Origin of the sequence: Olsenella profusa F0195 (assembly GCF_000468755.1) — a bacterium.
In the GTDB taxonomy this organism is placed as follows: domain Bacteria; phylum Actinomycetota; class Coriobacteriia; order Coriobacteriales; family Atopobiaceae; genus Olsenella_F; species Olsenella_F profusa.
The window spans coordinates 1-19,890 of the sequence record NZ_AWEZ01000030.1 but is presented as its reverse complement, the minus strand read 5'-3'; the positions used below and the strand labels follow the sequence as shown (position 1 = coordinate 19,890).

Here is a 19,890-nt window from a genome sequence, read left to right as displayed (position 1 = left end):
GTCGCCCCCTGCTCGCTCGTGCGTTGCCCTGAAGCCAAAGTCTACCCATTCGGCGCGGTGTGACTGACCATAGTCTAGACTCCCCAGGCGACAATGGTGGGGAGTCTTCGCACCTCCCCCACATTCGGTCGAAAAACCGGATGACCCTTGGGTTGGATGACCAAAAGATCCTAGAATGAGAAGCGACATCTCGCCGTCGCATGAGGCGGCGGCATGACGGCAGAACGGAAGGAGAATCAGCATGGGACGTTTTACCAACCCGCGTGACCTGTACTTTGGTGAGGGAGCCCGCCACGAGGTCAAGAATCTCAAGGGCAAGAGGGCGGTCATCGTCTCCGGCGGCCACAGCATGCGCCGCGGCGGCTTCCTGCAGGACGTGCAGGCCGACCTCGAGTCTGCCGGCTTCGAGGTCAAGCTCATCGAGGGCGTCGAGTCCGACCCCTCCGTCGAGACGGTCATGAAGGGCGCCGCGGTCATGGAGGGGTTTGGCCCCGACTGGATCGTCGCGATCGGCGGTGGCTCGCCCATCGACGCGGCCAAGGCCATGTGGATCAAGTACGAGTATCCCGACACCACCTTCGAGGACATGTGCAAGATCTTCGGCCTGCCCGAGCTGCGCCAGAAGGCCCACTTCTGCGCCATCTCGTCCACGTCGGGCACGGCCACGGAGGTCACGGCCTTCTCCATCATCACGGACTACGACAAGGGCATCAAGTACCCCATTGCCGACTTCCAGATCACGCCCGACATCGCCATCGTCGATCCCGAGCTCACCTACTCCATGCCCGCCAAGCTCTGCGCACACACCGGCATGGATGCGCTGACCCACTGCCTCGAGGCCTATGTCTCCACCGCCGCCTCCATGTTCACCGATGCCAACGCCCTGCACGGCATCCGTGAGATCACCGAGTGGCTGCCCGTCTCCTACACGGGTGATCACGGCGCCCGCCAGCACATGCACGAGGCGCAGTGCATCGCCGGCATCGCCTTCTCCTCGGGCCTGCTGGGCATCGTGCACTCCATGGCCCACAAGACCGGGGCGGCCTTCAGTGGCGGCCATATCATCCACGGCTGCGCCAATGCCATGTACCTGGGCAAGGTCATCCAGTTCAATGCCAAGGACGAGCGTGCCCGCCAGCGCTACGCCTACGTCGCCAAGGAGATCCTGCACCTTCCCGGCCAGACGGACGAGGAGCTCGTCGCCGCGCTCGTGCAGTTCATCCGCGACCTCAACGACAAGCTCGACATCCCGCAGGGCATCAAGAACTACGGCCAGGGCGGCGTGAAGAGCGAGACCTCCTGCATCAGCTACGAGGAGTTCGAGGCCAAGCGGCACGACGTCGCCGCCAACGCGCTGCTCGACGCCTGCACGGGTGCCAACCCGCGCAAGCCCACGCAGGAGGAGATGGAGCGGCTCCTGGAGTGCGTCTACAACGACGTGCCCGTGGACTTCTAGACTCGCAGCTCAGCGTGGTGTCGTGGGCCCGTCGGCGTGTGCCGGCGGGCCTTCTCCATGCCGTGGGGCTGTCGGTTGGCCTCACCTGGCCTTGAGGGATCTGGCTTTGGCCGTGCGACGGTCGTGTACTCGGGGGGGTGCCGCCCAAAGTGCACACGCAACGCGTTTTTCGTGACGTTTGCCCAGTTGGCGTTTTCCAAAATGCGTTCTGTGTTCACTTTGGGAGGCACCCCCCGAGTATCGATCCCATCGGAAGGGCTGAAAGCATCTCAGCCTGCGTCTTTTCTTGAGTTCGAGTTTTATAGATGGCCACCCGTACCATTATTGACCATGCAAGGTACACTGCGTATAATCTTTTCCGATGTGAACGCTACGACCGTTGATGTCTTATGTCCTGATAGACAAAAGAATCGATGAATGAGGTGACACACAGTGTCTGATATCTCTCAAATGCAGGCCAGAGAGGCATCCTGTCTTTCGCGTATCGATGAGCTCAATCATGTGCTTGATAGTCTGGCAGAGTATCGCGGCGAGGTCTCTCGCTCCCTCGCCAGATTCCAGGACCAACTTGCCTACAAGGTTAATGTAGCTCGTCAAGCTGGTGATATGCAGGGTACGCGCATAGCGACGCGGTACGCTGATCGTACCGTCAAATATTTGACGGGAGAATTTAACCAGGCAATGTCAACTGGATTTGATGAGGTGGATGCTCAAGTGGCTGCTGCGACGCGTCAGGCCGAGCGCGAGCTTGCCGAAGAGCAGGCGCGTCTTGTCTCTATACGAGCGTGCATCGAGAGCGAGCGAGCCCTTGAGCGTTCTGAGGTGGCTCGGCACGAGGCTGAAGAGCAACGCCAACATCAGGGATTTCGTATCTAACTAAAATCAAGGGAGAGGTATCATGGGCTTCAAGGTATCTGATCCTGAGCTGGCATATGATGCCCTGCTCATCAAGCAGAATGTGGACACTCTTATTGAGTTAGGTAAGGAAACTTCTAACCTGATCGACCTTCTTCTTGCCACGGGTATCCAGTCTGACCTCATTGGCGCATCGCTTCAGACTGATGAGGCCGAACTTATCGCCGTACTCCAAAAGCTCGAAGAGGCGTCTGCCCCCATCGCCGAGAGAACCAACACGTTTATTGCGGAGCTTGATGCCGACGACGCCAAATTTGATTGAGGTAGATTCATGAAAAACAAAGGGCAAATCGTTGTTGTTCCTGCCAATATTGATGACGTGATTGCCAGACTCCGTCAGATAGGCAGCTGTGTCGAAGAAGTAGCTAATGCCGATTACTCTTTGGGGGTCACTGTAGGGTCGGGTGGCGAGGCGCTAGTGCGTGCTGGAAACGCAACAAATGCCTACGCGGAGATGCTCGCACGTACGATCCTGGGGCTTGCCGATGCCATCGGCACGGCAAAGGAAGAGTTTCAAGATGCGGATTTCAAGCTCGCCGCACAGATGATGCATGCCGACGCATCAGAAAGTGCGTCCAGTTCCGTAGGGGAGAGCACAGCCAGCCCTGCTGCAAGTGGAGCAGATCATGGGGGCGGGGGCTCATCTTGGTAAGGATAGCTCGCATTGTGGCGGCAGGTGTCGCGCTTATACTGGCGGTTGGCATAGGTTGCGTGGGTTGTGCGTCAAACGCACCTGGGGATTCCCAGACGAATCAGGGAGTAGTGAACATGAGCGAAGAGGTCAGTGAGCGCGACTGTGCGATGGCGGCGCAGCTCGGGGCTCCCGATGACGTCATCTCGTCCCTCAAGGAGGGGACGTGGCCCTCAATTACCTCGCGGGAGAACGTCCGCTATGCCGAGGCGGTGGAGGATCATCTCTCGGAACGTTATGGGGAACAGTTCCACGCGTCGCAGGTGACCCTCTCTCGTGGTGCGTTGAGCGAGGCCGATAGCGTGACCTGCACAGTGGCGTCCGGTCCCTTTACGGGGGAGACGTGCACATGCACCTTCTTCCCCGATGGCGCGCCGCAAAGTGGTGACGCGGAGTGGGCTGATACCTATCTTTACGTACGTCTCCATGGAGGGTATGAGTCGGCTGTGGAGACGGCCGCAGCCTCTGCCTTTTCCGATGTGCCACAAGGCACATGGACGTGTGTCGTCGGTATGGATGACAGGCCCTACCCAGAGGTGATGAATGACGCTCGAAACCAAGGGCAGAGGGTGACCCTCGCTGCGGACGCCTCCCTTACTGAGGCGGGCCCCTATCTGGGAGGACATGTATGGGCGTATCTCTCGCCCGACTCCACGCTCAGCGAGGAGGAGTATGAGAGACACGTGAACGCGATGGTCGCCTCCTTGGAGGAGCTTGGCCTGAACATCCACTGGGAGGCCTACAAGGTTACCCAACCCCTTGGGGATGCAGGATTCACCGGGGAATGGGCACGTAATGCCGTGCAGGCTGGCCAGTACACATGGCAGCTGACAGGTGACCTTTCGGGGGTGAGATGACATGTCTCTGAGCCCAGACGAGCTCGCTCAGCTCAATACTCTCATTTATCAGCAGGGTCTCTCAAACGCCTATGACGCAAGCAATGCCAAGGACATGAAGTCCCTGCTCACGTACATGAAGGATCATGCGGGAGAATCTGGCCAGCATGATCAGTACATCAGTGACGTGCAGTACAAGGCACTCATCAACCATGCCCTGCAGGAACCCGAGGTTGCGAACCTTCGCGTAAAGGACCTTACGCAACCGGGCACGAATGGCCAAACAAGCCGCAACATGACCCTTGTGAATGACAAGACGAGCGACATGTATATCGTCTTCAAGGGTACGGAGGGATCCACCGGGGAGTGGGGTGACAATTTCAAAGGACTCTATGAGTCTGACACTCCCGACCAGAAGGCGGCTAACGATTACGTCAACAAGATGGCAGAGGGTGGAGACTACCACATTACGGTGTCGGGTCACTCCAAGGGTGGCAATAAGGCGATGTACACAGCCGTGACCAACCCCAACGTCGACGAGTGCTACTCCTTCGATGGCCAGGGCTTTGGTAGCGACTTCATGAACAAGTATGCCTCGCAGATTGCTGCCAACCGCGCGCACATTCATGCCTATAACTACGAGGGCGACTTTGTGAGCGCTTTGCTTTACTCCATTGCGGGGGACGTTAACTTCACGAGGTCCGGGAGGGATCCAGAATTTCGGCCAGAGAACCATGCGCCCATGTCACTCTTCTCCAACTCGAAGGACTTCAAGCTGGATACGTCTGGCGAGGCGAGTGACTACTGGAAGACAATCAACAACTTCTCCATATGGATTATGAACAATGTCCCTGCGAACCAGCAGAAGGCCGTTGCCGATCTGCTTGGGCTATGCATAAACGATTCGGGCAAGGCCAAGGAATACATCCAGCAAGATCCCGATGCCTTTGGGGCGCTCATAGCAATGCTCTGCGAGTATCCCCATACTGAAGACCTCATAAAGCAGCTGGTTTATTCCGGCAAGCTGAGCGATGTCATGGCATCTCTGATCATGCACTGTTTGAAGAGCAAGAATGCGCGTTCTTTGCTCTTGGATCTCTTGGCTAAGAAGTTTGGCATACAGATAGACGAAGAGTGGAAGACGCGCTTCGAGTCTTCGTTTAGCGCTACGGAAAGTGGTATTGAGAATGGTGCGCGTGGCCGTGAGGTTGTGGACGTGCGCCAAGAGGAGGTTCGTGACTGGTCGGACGAGCGGATGCAGGAGCTTCTCAACATTGTGGCTCAGGTTGATGCCGAGCCATGGTGGGACGTCACGCATTGGGATGTGAACTATCGCTTTGAGGACCTTATCGGTCGACTCAACGTGGAAAACTACCGTAACGATATGGATACGTACCTACGCAAACAGGTTGATATGAACGATGTGTCGAGAGAGGATATCATTGCCGCCTTTAACGCGGCCGAGGAGCATCACAGCCAGTATACGCAAGATATGGATGAGATTGCTTCCAATATTGAGGGCGCCGCAGCTCAGCTTGCCAAGATATATGGAAGACTGGGTATGTTGGGGAAACGCTAGGCATCTCTCGTGCGTTACTGTGATGCCGTGCCGCCGCCCCTTGGAGGGCCGACGAGCTGGAGGAGTACCTGAACAACGGCTACACCCACCCGAGGGTGAGGATTCTGCTCATGCGCCTGCGCAACGGGGACTTCGGCTCGTGGGCCGCCACGATACACGACGCCCTCGTGGCCGTCTGGGGCCTCGGCCGCAGGATGGACGTCTACGCCGGCGTCGAGGGCACCGACCCGTTCTCCTCCAGTTCGTCGCTCTACACGCTCGACATCTCCCAGACGTCCCCCAAGACGCGCGACGCGGAGCCGCCCGACGCGGCGACGGTGCGCAGGCTGATGTGGGTGCTGGGCGACGACGACACCTCCCCGTGGGACGGCTACGAACCCTGGGACGGCACGGGCGACCCCGGCGACCCGGGCTACGCCAGGCGCAGGCCAATCACCTGGAACCCGGGCCACCCGGTGATGGGGTAGCCGTGGCGTCCCGCCCCGCTGGTGGCATCGATTCGAGTGCCCTCGATGTCCCTGGGTCACACCTGGGGCAAGATGCGTGCGGTCGGGCATGGCGACGCGCATCAGGCGCGCGGCATGGCAACGGTCGAACACGTGCCGTACACGCATTTCGTGTAAGCTTGTGTCAGAACGCTCGGCGCGTCGCGCGCCATCGTCCCAGGAGGCCCCATGAAGGACAAATTGCAGGTGAGGGTCCTGCTCACCCCAACGCACAGTGAACATAGCTTCTTTCTCCCCTTGGACCTCTCGGTGGCGGAGTGTGCGAACCTCGTCTCGCGCCTGTTCGAGCGCATGGAGCACGGCTACTGGCAGAGCACGGGCGAGGAGGACCTCATGCTGTGCGATCCGGACCTCCCCTCCACGGGCGAGCTCCTCAACCCCAACGAGAGCATCCGTGCGCTCAAGGCGCGGGAGATAGTGGCGGACGGCTCCCTCCTGGCCCTCATGTGAGCTGCCATGAAGGAGAAGCTCAAGCGCACGATGACCCGCAAGCTCCGCCTCCTGCGGCTCACCCTGAAGAAGGGGGAGCGCGCGGACTACGTATGGTCGCAGTGGCTGCGCGAGCAGCCCGACCGGATCCTGCTGCCCTTCGAGTTCGACGGCACGGAGCGGGGCGACCACCTGAGCTACGACGTCAAGGGCACCTGCACGCTCGAGAGGTTCACCAAGGCCGCCCTGAGCACGGCGCAGTACGAGGGGCTGCTGAGGTCGGTCGCGCACGTCTGCGAGACCTGCGTCGAGCAGGGCATCCCCACGGCCAACCTCTGGTTTGACCCTGCCCACGTCTTCGTGACGCCCGAGGGGGAGGCGTGCTACGTGCTGGTGCCCCGCCCCGCCCAGGCCACCACCTCCAAGCGCGCGTCCAAGCACGGGACGCCGCTTTCGCTGCTCACCTGGCTGGGTGACAAGGCCCATGCGCACATGGTCGTGAGGGAGGACGAGGCGCACCGGCATGCGGTGGCGGACTGGGCCCGCAGGCAGCGCGTGTTCTCGCCGGATGCCTTCTCGCGCTTCCTGGATCAGGAGTTCGAGGGCGTGCCCCTGACGCGCTTCGAGGGCCGAGGGGAAGGGTCGCACCGGCCGCCGATACCGGCCGACATAGCGGGGGACAACGTGGCGTCCTTCGACCCGCTCACTCTGTTGGGCGGGGGCGAGGCTGGCTATGTGGCCCAGACGACGGCCCAACGCATAGGGGAGGTCGACCGGGCGCTGCCCCAGGAACCTCCCGCCTGGCAGCATGCGGGACAGGGCCGGGACGGCAGCGATGACACCTCGAGCCTGGGGTCGGGCTCGCTGGGCGCCTCGACGGGCGAGCAGGCGACGGCCGCGCCCCTGTACGTCATGCGCATGCGCGATGGGCTGGCCCTCGAGGTTGGTCCCGGCGAGCACAACCTGGGGAGGTCCGCAACGTGCGACCTGCACTTTGGCGGCAACCAGAACGTGAGCAGAGTCCATGCGCGCGTCATGCGCGTGGGCGAGGGCCTGCGCGTCGTGGACTGCGGTGCCGCAAACGGCACCTACGTGCATGGCCAGCGCCTGGTCCCGCACGCGTCCGCGCTGCTCTCCCGTGGAGACGTGTTCACGCTGGCGGACGAGTCGTTCTCCGTGCGCTAGCCGCCGCGGATCCGGATGGCACCGGGCGCTGCGCCTCCCGGGTCTCGTGGGACATGAGACTGAGGGTAAGTTTGTAGGAGGACAGGTAGCTGTATTATTTCTACAAAACTTGTCAAAAATTTATGACGTTCATAAAACACGTTGTTTAATCATGGAAGAAACCTAAGAATAGATGGGATGGTACTCTGCTTGTCTGCTGCCTCGGTTGCGAGGGCGGGCGGCGTACCTGTCGGGAACATGCCTACGCCAGAGGACGGTCCGATGGACGAACAGCCCATACCCCCGCGCCAGGAGGAGGCCACAGGCGGTGCCCCCAGGACGGTCGGGTCGCGCTACCAGCTGCAGCGCGAGATTGGCCGGGGCGGCATGTCGGTCGTGTGGCTGGCGCTGGACACCACCCTGGGCAAGCAGTGGGCGGTCAAGGAGATCCGGCTCTCCTCGGATCCGGCCGAGCGCAGGGTCGTGGAGGCGAGCCTGGTCGCAGAGGCCAACCTCATCAAGCGCCTGGACCACGCGGCCATCCCGCGCATCGTCGACCTGGTGGACGAGGGCGGCGAGCTCTACGTGGTCATGGACTACGTGGACGGCCGCACGCTCGAGTCCGTGATGGGCATGGGCCCGCAGGACGAGGACGACGTGGTCGCGTGGGCCGTGCAGCTGTGCGACGTCCTGGACTACCTGCACCAGCAGAGCCCGCCCGTCATCTACTGCGACATGAAGCCCTCCAACGTCATGCTGCGCCCGGACGGCACCGTGCGCCTCATCGACTTTGGCATCGCGCGCGAGCAGGGCACCGTGCACGGCGGCGAGGAGGGCGGCCATCGCCACCTGGGCACCCACGGCTATGCCGCCCCGGAGCAGCGCGCGGGCGCGCCGCTCGACGGCCGCGCAGACGTCTATGGGTTGGGGGCCACCATGTACGCCCTGCTCACAGGCAGACGACCGCCCGACGACCCCGCCGACGCGGCACCCCTCAGACAGGTCGTGCCCGAGCTCTCGCACGGCATCGAGTCCATCGTGGCACGTGCGATGGCGGCCAACCCAAACGACCGCTACTCCGACGCCGCGGAGTTCGCCTATGTGCTGGAGAACTACACGACGCACGACGAGGCACAGCAGCGGGGGCTGCGTCGCAAGTGGCGCGCGTTCACCGGTGCCCTCATAGGGGCGGCCGCGTGCCTGGTCGTGGGCCTCGTGCTCATCGCCGTGCGCTGGAACCTGCTCAACTCCGACTTCGACTATTGGATGGGGCTGGGAGACCAGTCGGTCGACCAGGAGACGGCGTCGGCGGCCTACGTGCACGCGGCGGGCATCCTGCCCGCGGACCTCCGTCCCTATAGGGGGCTCTTCAGGCTCTATCGCTCCGACGGCGTGTTCTCCACGACCGAGGAGCAGCAGTTCGAGCAGACGATAGCCCCCAACATGGACGCGCTGAGGTCGGATGGACAGGCCTGGGCGGAGCTCTCGTTCGAGACGGGCAAGCTCTACTGGTACTACTACGGGGACGCGGGCTACGGCACCTCCGCCGGCTCGAGCTATCCGCGCATGCGCGCCGCCTCCCGGTGGATGCACAGCGCCGCGGAGGTGGAGGGCTTCTATGGCGCCCCGATGGCCGAGGCCTATGCCGACATGGCCGACTTCGCCTGCGATGTGGTGCCGCGTATGGGCGAGGGGGATGACGCCGGCGCCTACGCGCCGTACTTCGCGCGCCTGCAGACCCTGCTGGACGAGATGGCGGACAGCGACAACAACGTGATGCGCCTGGATGCCGCCGCGCTCGCCCAGGACGCGCTCAGGACGTACGCGCGCAAGTTCCGTGCGGACGGCATCTCGAAGGAGGACATGCTGGCGCTCGAGGCGGCGGCGCAGGACATCGCGGACGGCGCCCCCACCACCACGGACCAGCAGGACGAGGAGCTGTGGCGGCTGAGGGCCAACGCCGACGCGACGAGGCAGGCGATCGAGGACGCCTTCGTGGATGTGGGGGACAGCCAGTGATGACGGCAAACCTTCTGGGGACGATCTCGACGGTGCTGCTGGTCCTTGCGGTGCTGCTGGTGATCGCCGCCGCGCTCATGTTCTTCGCGTTTGACATCCGCGCGGTGCGCGACGAGCTCACCGGCAGGACGGCCGAGCGCGCGATCGCCACCATGCGTGCGGAGTCGTGGGCGCTCAGGCGCAGCCGCGAGCGGTCGGCCCGGGCGCTCACGGCGGATGGGCCCGACGCGCCCGAGGGCGAGGGCAGTGGGAGCCTGCACCTGAGGAAGGTGAGGTCCCAGAGGTCGCAGGACACGTCTGCGGGGGACGAGGCGGGCACCACGCTGCTCTCGGATGCCGGGACCGGCTCGGACTCCGACGAGACCGGCACCACGCTGCTTTCCGCTGACGCGTCGGATGCGGACGAGACGGGAACCACGCTGCTTGCCAACGAGGGGACCGGCGCCGATGAGGCCGGAACCACGCTCCTTTCCGCCGACGCCCCTGCCTCCGCCGACGAGGCGGGCACCACCCTGCTTTCGGGCGACGAGGCGATGACCACGCTGCTGTCCGACCAGCCTTCGCATGAGGAGGGCGCGCAATGACGCCGAGCCTACCATCCCTGCGCAGAGGGGCACTTGTCGCCCTGCTCGCCCTTGCGGCATCCATCACGGCCGCGGCGCTCCCGGCGCATGCGGATGAGGTCGACACGCCGGGTGGCAATGCGGATCCCGTCGTCGTGGCGGAGCCGGCGCTGACGGCCCAGGCCACCATCACGAAGGTGGGATCACAGGACCCAGCTCAGCTCTCCACGCTGCGCTACGACAACGAGACCGTCGCGGTGGCCCAGGGCAACTCCGTGGACGTGCGCCTGACCCTGTCGGGTGGCGGCGCGGCCGAGGGCGTCTCCGTCGCGTCGCTCTCCGGCACCTACAAGGACCACGACGCGCAGCGCAAGGGCGGGCATCCCGCCGACACGCTGCCGGCCACAGTGGAGGACCTGGGCAACGGCACGTACCGCCTCACGTTCAAGGAGGGCATGGTCGTCGACCTGTCGAGCATCTCCCTCACGGCGCAGCCTGCGGGTGGTGGCACGTCTGTCCCAGTCGCCATCGCCTTTGCCGATAACCTTCCCTCTCCGGTGCCGGATGCCATAGCCACCACGCCCGTCCGTCCCGCCTCGAAGCCGAGCGTGCAGTTGTCGCTGAACGACAACAGTGGTTGGAAGCACCTGGATGGCAACGATTATGCCCGCAAGCTGGATGGTGCCAAACTCAGTGATCTCACGTTCACCATGACGTCGACGGACCCGCTCTTCCGGCTCTTCCTCTCGGATGCGAACCGTGCGGAGTATCCCAAGCTGAGCGCGACGGCGCCAGATGGCACGGCGCTACAGGCGAAGCCCGACCTCAGCACCTTGAAGTATGAGAACGGCAGCTGGTCCGTCTCATGGACGCTTGCTCCCCCGACAGGGACGGCTAGCACCGTCTCCGAGGGCACATATCAGGTGCATGTTGATGTTGACCAAAGCACCCATTATGACACTCAGGGGACTCATGATATAAGTTTCATGATAGATGGTACTTCACCTACCATCGAGCTGTCAGACGGCTGGAATCGCTCCGATGCACCACAGGGCCTACAGTCCGATAGTGAGGGATACCATGTGCGCATCAAGGTGACTGATGGTCCCGGGGACGCCCCTTCGGGCGTCGACGTGTCCTCTCTGCACACGATGGGAGTCCAGTCTGAGGTGCAGATGGATCAGACCCACCCAGGCGACTACGTGTTCACCTTCTCCTCGGATGCGGACGTGCACGATATCCTTGATGCTCGCGTGTTCGCTTCCGATCGTGTGGGCAATCGTGGCCAGGGGGTGCGCCTGGGTGACCTCCTTGACGCTCAGGACTCGCTCACTATAAAGGGAATGGACACGCGCTATCATCGCGATGGCGTGATGGTAACGGCGTCGGTGCGTGCACCCTTCGCGAATGGGACCGATTTGCATGGCAGGTTGAAGGCGACGATCCGCAATGCGAACGGCAATGAGGAGGAGCTGCCGGTACAGAATGTGCCGTTGAAACAGCGGGGAACGAGCTGGCCGGACAGCCAGTGGTTTGACCTGAACACTGTCCTTGGGACTGAAAATCATTACGTGAAAGTGCAGCTCGAGGTGGACGAGCCCGGGGTGACACTGTCCACAGATGATGACTTCTACGTGGATCGTACCGCCCCAACCGTGGGCAACGTACGGGTGAGCCCCCAGCCCGTGGTGACGTGGGGCCACGCCTTCACGCCGGGCGCGACCACCATCCACATGGAGGCCACGGACGCCGTCTCGGGCGTCGACTGGGACAGCCTTGCGCTGACGGCGTCCGACGGCACCCCCGTCGAGGGCGTGCAGGTGAAGCACGACGCGGACAACCCGGACGGTACCCCCAGCAACGGCATCACCATCACGCTGGCAAGCGACGGCCAGACCCTCGACCTCACCTCCACGCGCCTGCATCTGAGGGACCTGGCGGGCAACCCCCTCGTGGACCCCGACGACCCGAACACCGAGGGCCTGCTGCTCTCGGGGCTCATGACGGGCGACGGCAAGCCCCTCGCCAAGGACACCACGGACATCGTGGTGGACACCACGGCCCCTGTGGTCTCCGTCTCGTATGACAACAACGACGCCCGCGGGAGCTACTACAACAAGGCGCGCACGGTCACCATCACGGTCGTGGAGGGGAGCTTCTCCTACATCCGCGACAACGACGCGGAGCGCGCGATCGCCACCATCGGCGTGGACGGCACCACGCACGACGTGACGGCCAGGCAGTTCGAGAACCCCTCGGGCGACGGCGTCACCTGGGTGTACACGGAGGAGCTCTCGCAGGACGGCGACTGGACGGTGGACGTCTCGCTCACCGACCCCGTGGGCTACGCCTCTAACGAGGTGCACGACGCCTTCACCATCGACACCCTCGCCCCCATGATCACGGTGGAGTTCGACAACAACGACGCCCGCAGCGGCATGTACTTCAACCGTCCGCGCACGGCCACGGTCACGGTGCGCGAGCGCAACTTCGACCCCTCGCTCATGGGCGTCTCCGCCTCGGCCAAGGACGCCTCCGGCAACGCCGCGGACGCCCCGGGGGCCAGCGGCTGGAGCGCCACGGGCGAGGAGGACACCTGGTCGTGCACGGTTCACTTTGGGGGCGAGCTCCACTACGGCCTGTCCGTCTCGGCGGCGGACCCCGCGGGCAACCAGGCGGAGGCCTACGAGGTGCCAGAGTTCGTGATCGACATGACGCCGCCCCAGGCCTCCATCGAGCACGTCGAGAACAAGACCGCCTATGCCGGCGAGATCGCCCCATCCCTGAGCATGAGCGACACCAACCTCGCCATCGGGAACTCCAAGTACAGCCTCACGGGTGCCCACTCCGGCAAGGTGGACTACATGCGCGGCATGGAGACCTCCTACTCCGACACCAGCGAGTCGGTGACCTATGCGGACTTCGAGCACAAGGTCGAGCGGGACGACGTCTACACGCTCGCCGTCCACGCGGAGGACCTCGCGGGCAACGCCTCGGACGTGACGCGCGTGTTCTCGGTCAACCGCTACGGCTCCAACTACCTCTACTCCGATGCCACGGCGGGCATCCTGGGCGCGTACCTCAGGATTCCCCAGGATGTGGTGATCACCGAGATCAACGTGTCGGGCCTCGACGACGATGGGACGCACGTGGAGCTGGCGCACGACAGCGAGGTCACGGACCTCATGGAGGGCGCATCCTACACCACCGAGACGGCGGATGACAGCGGCTGGAGCAAGACCACCTACACCATCCCCGCCTCCAACTTCTCGCAGGACGGCTACTACCGCGTGATGATGACGTCGCATGACAAGGCCGGCAACCTGGCCCAGAACACCATGGGCAACAAGGACGCCACCCGCGAGCATGCGGCCGAGGTCAACTTCGCGGTGGACGCCACGGCACCAACCGTGGGCTTTGCCGGCGCCAAGACCGGAGGCGTCTACTTTGGGGCCAGCCACGACGCGCTCCCCCTGGCGGGCGACAACCTGGCGCTCGACCGTGTGACGCTGCAGGTGGACGATGGCGAGCCCGAGGAGCTCTCCCCCGACGAGTTCGCCGGGGGACCCGCCTCGCTCCCGATCCCCGCCGACGCGAAGCTCCACACCCTCACGATCGCGGCCTACGACAAGGCGGGCAACGTGCACTCTACCACCCTCGGCTCCGTTGCCGTCGCGCCCAACTGGGTGGAGTACCTCAAGGCGAACCCCAACCTGCTGTTCGCGTTCGTCGCGTTCGTCGTCATGGCCCTGGGCCTTGCGGCCATGGGCATCGTGCTGGGCGTGAGGCATCACCGGGCCACGGAGGGGCTGCGCAACCCCTTTGGCCACTAAACTTGGTCGTCCCCCGCGCGAGCGGGTGTCGATATACCGTCAAGCGTGCCTGCGGGCACACGAGAGAAAGGAACGGCAATGGCAGGACAGATTAGGATCACGCCAGATCAGATGCGCGACCGTGCGACCCAGTATCGCACCGAGGCCAGCAACGTGGGCGATGTGATCCAGCACATGGACTCGCTCCTGCAGGCCCTGCAGGAGGAGTGGGAAGGCAGCGCCGCCCAGGCCTACTCCAGCCGCTTCCAGGAGCTGCGTCCCGGCTTCGTGAAGGCCCAGGACCTCATCACGGAGATCGCGCAGTCGCTCGACGCGACCGCGCAGTCGCTGGAGGAGACCGACTCCAACATCGCCGCGCAGTTCCGCGGCTAGGTTCAGACCGAGGTCTGGATAGCGTGATCCCGGTGCCGGGGGCGGACGTCCGCCCCCGGCACGTCGCACGTCGTTTCGCAGCGAGGAAGGTTTGCCCCATGTCGACACTTGCAGGTAGGGGACGCATGGGCAGGGCCGCCGCGGCCTGCCTGGTGGCGGCGGCGTGCGCGGCCGGGACGACGGCGTGCTCGAGCCCCGAGCAGGGTAACCCGGCCGAGCAGCCCACACGTGTCGCGGACCTCAGGCCCGACCTCTCGAGCGACGAGGTCACGGATCGCGACCTCGCCATGGCGGAACAGCTCGGGGCGCCCGACGACATCATCTCGTCCCTCAAGGAGGGGACGTGGCCCTCGTCCATCTCGCGGAAGAACGTCCGCTATGCCGAGGCGGCGGAGGACTACCTCCGCCTGCGCTATGGCACCTCCTTCGCGGCCTACGACTGCCTCATCTCCACCTGGATCATCCAGGACTACAACATCATCAACCTCCGGGCGACGGAGGGGGAGCACGAGGGGGAGAGCTGCCGCGTGGAGATCTGGGACGCGGACGACCCCCGCTGGCGGGACGACTGGCTGCAGATATTGCGTGGTCCAGACTGGGAGAAGAGGGTCGCAGAGGCTGCCCGTCCGATTCTAGACGAACTTCCAGCGGGAACGTGGACGTCGTACACCTGGCTCGATCCCACGCTCACTACGCCCGATGCCAAGGACATGGATGGTCTCTATGGCGGCATCGTTCTTGAGATAAGCAAGGATGCGGGAATGAGCGAAGCAGAGCTTCAGGAGCTCCATGACAGGATCGTCTCTGCTGAGCGTGCTACGGGTCTGAGGGTGAATATAACTACAGAGCTGCTGAACGTCTCAACGAGCGGTCAGGTCCTGACACACGACTTCGTGATAGAGAACTCAGACTCTCTGGTCAAAATCGGGGACACCGACACCGTGGACAAAGAGGGGGCGTAGCATGTCTCTGCATCCAGACGAGCTCGCCCAGCTCAATACCCTGATATATCAGCCTGAGTTTCAAGAGGCATGCAATCAAGCCTTCAGAAAGGCTCGGGGTAAAAGAATCTCCCTTGGCGATGTCATCGCGTCCATGCCTGCGGACGGTGGGGACGAGTGGACGACCCCTGACGGCTACGATGCCCTGAGGCAGGCCGTCTCCTCTGACTCGCGTCTGTCCGACCTCACGGTGTGCGACTTCACGTCGCCCGGTGTTCCCGTGGAAGGCAGGACCACGCAGACGAGCCACTGCATGGCCCTCACCGATGGCGACGGGACGCTCTACGTGGTCTATAGGGGTACGGATGGCGAGCACGGGGAATGGCGCGACGACTTCGAGGGCCTCAACGAGGCGGACACGGATTCCCAGCGACGTGCCGAGGCCTACCTTGACGAGATGCTGGCGCTGTATGGTGGCCAGCATGTCGTTGTGACGGGACATTCCAAGGGCGGCAACAAGGCGCAGTACGTTACCGTGGTGGACGGCCGCGTGGACGAGTGCTACTCCTTTGACGGCCAGGGCTTTGGCAACCCGTTCCTCAGGAAGTACGAGGAGCGCATCGCTGCCGTACGGGGCAGGATCCATGCCTACAACCAGGAGGGCGACTATGTGAGTGCCCTCATGGCGCCCATTGCTGGGGACACGCACTACACCAACGGCGGCTCCCAGGCCCAGGGCATCACGGGACTCCTCCAGACGCTGCTGCGCGGGGACGGCAACTTCCAGCTATCCAACCATGCGCCCCTCAACCTCTTCTCCTCGGACACAGATCTGTCGCTCGACCTCACGGGCACGCGGACCGACTACTCCCGCACCATCAACGACTTCACGACATGGGTGTCCGAGAACGTCCCTGCCGACATGCAGGCCCTGGTCATCGAGTTCCTGAGCGACTGCGCCGAGGGCAGGCAGTCCGAGGCGCTGAGCGATCCCGAGAAGGTTGCCGCGCTCATGGCGGTCCTCACGAAGTACCCAGGAACGCAGCGCCTGCTTGAGCAGCTGGCTGGAACCGACGGCGCCAATGACGGGGCGCTTGCCTCGAGCGGTGTTGGCACGGGCGTCAACGCCGCTGCCGCCGTGCTGGTTCGACTGGGATGCGACTCTGGCATCATCGCGACAATTGTGTCTGCCAGCAATGGTGCAGTCGCCTCGCCGGTGGGGGCCGCGGGTGGCGGCGGGGAGTGGGCCCGCGCGTACGCCTCGGCCTACGCAACGGACTGCGCGAGGATAGATGCCCACGTTGCCGCGGGGGAGCAGGCGACCACCGTCCAGGTGCGGCAGTCGCTCGTGCGCGACTGGAGCGACGAGTACAAGGAGAAGCTGCTCTCCATCGTCCGGGAGGTCGATGAGGAGGAGGTCTGGGACCCAACCCACTGGGACGTCTGGTACCGGATCGAGTCGCTGGGCGGTGGCCTCACAGCGGAGAACTGCCAGGGCGACATCGACGGCTACCTCCGCAAGCAGATCGACATGAACGGCGTGAGCGCCCAGAGGATCGAGGAGGCGTTCCAGAAGGCCGCGGAGCTGGATGGTACCATGGGGACGAACGCATCTGCCGTTGCCGAGAGCCTGGACGGTGCCACCGAGGCGCTTGGCCAGATCCTCGGGGGAGGAGCCCAGTGAGCGTGGCAGCGACCCTGGCGGATCCCTGGTGGACCGTCGTCATGGTGGCGGGCGGCAGGCGCTTCACCTGCACGCTCGACGCATCGGACAAGGCGGAGCGCTACCTCTCGGCCACGGGCGAGACCGTGCGCGAGAGTGCCCTCGGGCGCCTCTCGGCGGCGGAGGGCGGCGTGCGGCTGACCCCGCTGGGCTCGTCGACGCTGCTTCTGGAGGACGGCTCCGAGGCGGAGGAGCTGCTGCTTTCGGCGGGCAGCGCCACGGCCACGGCCACGCTCACGGACGCCCGCACGGGCGAGGCGTGCATCGTCTACCTGCGCTCGTGCGACCCGGGCGCGCGCCGCTTCCACAAGATGGCGCTCACGGGGGACTGCGAGCTGCTCATAGGCGGCGACGAGGGGTGCCAGCTGCGCTACGCCTCCCGCTGGGTCTCGCAGCGCCACACGGAGCTCAGGTGCCGCTCGGGCGTCTTTGCGGTGCGCGACCTGGGCAGCACCAACGGCACCTTCGTGAACGGCGCGCTGCTGGCCGGCGGCGCCTCGCGGCAGCTGGCGCCGGGCGACGTGGTCCAGGTGCTCGACCTGTGCGTGCAGGTGGGGCGGGGCTTCCTCTCGCTCAACGCGCCCCAGGGGCTCACGGAGGCCCTGGGGGGCCTGGCCGTGCCCATACGCCACGCGGAGCTGGTGCGGCGCGCTCCGGAGGCGACCCCCGCCGACCGCATCCCCGCCCAGCGGGAGTTCTGGCCCGCGCCGCGCGTGGTGCGCTCCGTGCAGCGGCGCGCCTACAACGTGGAGGAGCCCCCGGCCGTGCACAAGCCGGACGACTCCCCGGCCATCATGAAGATGGGCCCCTCCTTCCTGATGGGCCTGGCGTCCATCTTCATGGCGGCGAGCGCCGTGTCGCGCATCATGGGCGGCGCGGACGTGCTCTCGTCGGCACCCTCCATCGCCATGTGCGTCTCCATGATGGGCGGCATGGTGCTGTGGCCCCTCATCGCCCGCCGCTACGAGCGGCGCAAGGCGGTGCGCGAGGAGGCGCACCGGCGCTCGGCCTACTCCGACTACCTCGCCGCGCTGGAGCGCACCTTCATCAAGGACGGGCGGGAGCAGTCCGCGATCCTGCGGGAGAACCGCGTGGACGCGCGCACGTGCCTGGGCTGGGTCCACGGCCGCGACGAGCGCCTCATGGGTCGCGGCCCGCGCGACGCGGACTTCATGCAGCTGCGCGTGGGCACGGGCACCCTGCCCCTGGAGGCGGACTTCCGCTGGCCCGAGACGCGCTTCTCGCTGGACGCGGACGACCTGGTGGAGATGGCGCGCCGGCTCTCCGACCGCCCGCCCATGCTGGAGGACGTGCCCGTGGCGGTGGACCTCCTGGAGGACCGCACGCTGGGCGTGGCGGGCGACCCCGCCAGCCGCTGGGCGCTCGCGCGGTCGCTCGTGCTGCAGGTCGCGGCGCTCTACGCCCCCACGGACGTGCGCATCGCCGCCATCGTGGGCGAGGGCGAGCGCGACGAGTGGGGCTTCCTCGCGCAGCTGCCGCACACCCTCTCCGCCGACGGCCGCATGCGCCTGGTGGCCACGGACGCCGCCGGCGTGCGCGAGCTGGGCGCGCTGCTCGCCCGCGAGGCCGCCGGCAGGCGCGGCGGCGCCGAGGGCGGCCGCTGCCTGCTCCTGTGCTCCGACCGCGGCCTCTGGGAGGCCTCCGACGTGGTGGCGGACCTGCTCGAGGCCGAGAAGGACCTCGGCGTCTCCCTGGTGTTCCTGGCGCCGGACGTGGCGGGGCTGCCCTCCGAGACCGTGCGCGTGGCGGAGGTGGGGCCCCGGGAGGGCAGGCTCTACGCGCGCGAGGACGCCTCCTCCACGCTCGTGGACCTCGTCATGGACGCTCCCGTCGCGCCCGCCGAGGCGGCGCGCGCCGCCTCGGCGCTGGCCCGCGTGGGCCTGGGCGCCGGCGACGCCGCCTTCGCCCTGCCCTCCTCCCTGGGCTTCCTGGAGATGTACGGCGTGCGCGACGCGGCCGACCTGTCCGTGGGGGCCCGCTGGGAGCGGGCCGACGCCTCGAGGAGCCTGGCCGCCCCCTTCGGCGTGGACGCGCGCGGCATGCCCGCGGTGCTGGACCCCCACGAGGCCTTCGACGGCCCCCACGGGCTGGTGGCCGGCACCACCGGCTCGGGCAAGAGCGAGCTGCTCGTGAGCTGGATCCTCTCCACCTGCGTGGCCTTCCCGCCCGAGCAGGCCTCCTTCGTGCTGGTGGACTACAAGGGAGGCGGCCTGGCCGACGCCTTCTCGCGGGGGGGCATGAAGCTGCCGCACCTGGCGGGCACCGTCACCAACCTGGACGGGGCGGAGGTGGCCCGGAGCCTGGCCTCCATCCGCGCCGAGCTCGTGCGCCGCCAGCGGATGCTGGCCGGGGCCAAGCGCGCGACGGGCGACGCCACCATGGACGTCTCCTCCTACCAGCGGCACTGGGCGGCCGGCGACGTGGCCGAGCCCATGCCCCACCTCTTCGTGGTGGCCGACGAGTTCGCCGAGCTCAAGCAGCAGGAGCCCGAGTTCCTGGACGCCCTGGTGTCGGCCGCGCGCATCGGCCGCTCGCTGGGCGTGCACCTGGTGCTGGCCACGCAGCGCCCCACGGGCGTGGTCACCGACCAGATCCAGGCCAACTCCCGCTTCCGCGTGTGCCTGAGGGTGGCCGACGCCGCCGACTCCAAGGAGATGGTGCGGCGCCCGGACGCCGCGGCGCTGGAGGGCGCCGGCAGGCTCATCCTGCTCGTGGGCTACGACGAGCGGCTGCTCCAGGCCCAGGCCGCCTGGGCCGGCGGCCCCTACGACCCCGCCGGCGCCGGGGGCGACCGCGCCGTGGAGGCCGCCGGCTCCCCCGGCGCCCCGGTGGCCGCGCTCCA

16 protein-coding genes are annotated in these 19,890 nt (G+C 65.4%); all 16 read left to right on the top strand.

Going from position 1 to position 19,890, the window contains the following annotated elements:
* Positions 1–241: 241 nt before the first annotated feature.
* Positions 242–1,456, top strand: coding sequence for an iron-containing alcohol dehydrogenase (locus HMPREF1316_RS03955; RefSeq protein WP_021725675.1), 1,215 nt, complete (start codon positions 242–244; stop codon positions 1,454–1,456).
* Positions 1,457–1,888: 432 nt separating this feature from the next.
* Positions 1,889–2,332, top strand: a complete 444-nt coding sequence (locus HMPREF1316_RS14015) for a hypothetical protein (protein ID WP_156900993.1) — start codon at positions 1,889–1,891, stop codon at positions 2,330–2,332.
* A 22-nt stretch (positions 2,333–2,354) separates the two neighbouring features.
* Entirely contained in the window at positions 2,355–2,633 is a 279-nt protein-coding gene (locus HMPREF1316_RS03950) for a hypothetical protein (protein ID WP_021725683.1), read from the top strand.
* A gap of 9 nt (positions 2,634–2,642) precedes the next feature.
* Positions 2,643–3,023, top strand: coding sequence for a hypothetical protein (locus HMPREF1316_RS14010; protein WP_156900992.1), 381 nt, complete (start codon positions 2,643–2,645; stop codon positions 3,021–3,023).
* Positions 3,024–3,139: 116 nt separating this feature from the next.
* The gene (locus tag HMPREF1316_RS03945) at positions 3,140–3,919 is read left to right on the top strand and encodes a hypothetical protein (protein WP_040651298.1); all 780 of its coding nucleotides are present in this window, start codon (positions 3,140–3,142) and stop codon (positions 3,917–3,919) included.
* Position 3,920: 1 nt separating this feature from the next.
* Positions 3,921–5,477, top strand: coding sequence for an Mbeg1-like protein (locus tag HMPREF1316_RS03940; RefSeq protein WP_021725677.1), 1,557 nt, complete (start codon positions 3,921–3,923; stop codon positions 5,475–5,477).
* A 95-nt stretch (positions 5,478–5,572) separates the two neighbouring features.
* Positions 5,573–5,944, top strand: coding sequence for a hypothetical protein (locus HMPREF1316_RS03935; RefSeq protein ID WP_040651296.1), 372 nt, complete (start codon positions 5,573–5,575; stop codon positions 5,942–5,944).
* Between the two features lie 207 nt (positions 5,945–6,151).
* Positions 6,152–6,433 carry a hypothetical protein gene (locus HMPREF1316_RS03930; protein ID WP_021725643.1) on the top strand — a complete coding sequence of 94 codons (282 nt, stop codon included), beginning with the start codon at positions 6,152–6,154 and terminating at the stop codon, positions 6,431–6,433.
* A 6-nt stretch (positions 6,434–6,439) separates the two neighbouring features.
* Complete coding sequence (locus HMPREF1316_RS03925) at positions 6,440–7,597, top strand: FHA domain-containing protein (RefSeq protein WP_021725681.1); 1,158 nt, start codon at positions 6,440–6,442, stop codon at positions 7,595–7,597.
* 237 nt (positions 7,598–7,834) lie between these two features.
* Positions 7,835–9,595, top strand: a complete 1,761-nt coding sequence (locus tag HMPREF1316_RS03920; protein WP_198009577.1) for a serine/threonine-protein kinase — start codon at positions 7,835–7,837, stop codon at positions 9,593–9,595.
* Positions 9,595–10,179, top strand: a complete 585-nt coding sequence (locus HMPREF1316_RS03915) for a hypothetical protein (RefSeq protein ID WP_021725655.1) — start codon at positions 9,595–9,597, stop codon at positions 10,177–10,179. The genes HMPREF1316_RS03920 and HMPREF1316_RS03915 overlap by 1 nt, the downstream gene beginning before the upstream one ends.
* Positions 10,176–13,991 (top strand): group 3 Ig-like domain protein, encoded by a 3,816-nt coding sequence (locus HMPREF1316_RS03910; protein WP_021725647.1) that lies wholly within the window; start codon positions 10,176–10,178, stop codon positions 13,989–13,991. Before HMPREF1316_RS03915 ends, HMPREF1316_RS03910 begins: the two co-directional genes overlap by 4 nt.
* Positions 13,992–14,069: 78 nt before the next feature.
* Complete coding sequence (locus tag HMPREF1316_RS03905; protein ID WP_021725634.1) at positions 14,070–14,363, top strand: WXG100 family type VII secretion target; 294 nt, start codon at positions 14,070–14,072, stop codon at positions 14,361–14,363.
* A 98-nt stretch (positions 14,364–14,461) separates the two neighbouring features.
* Positions 14,462–15,325 (top strand): hypothetical protein, encoded by an 864-nt coding sequence (locus HMPREF1316_RS03900; protein ID WP_021725688.1) that lies wholly within the window; start codon positions 14,462–14,464, stop codon positions 15,323–15,325.
* A gap of 133 nt (positions 15,326–15,458) precedes the next feature.
* Positions 15,459–16,988, top strand: coding sequence for an Mbeg1-like protein (locus HMPREF1316_RS13110; protein WP_198009576.1), 1,530 nt, complete (start codon positions 15,459–15,461; stop codon positions 16,986–16,988).
* Positions 16,989–16,990: 2 nt separating this feature from the next.
* Positions 16,991–19,890: FtsK/SpoIIIE domain-containing protein (locus HMPREF1316_RS14840; protein ID WP_156900990.1), on the top strand; the 2,900-nt coding region annotated here is incomplete at its 3' end.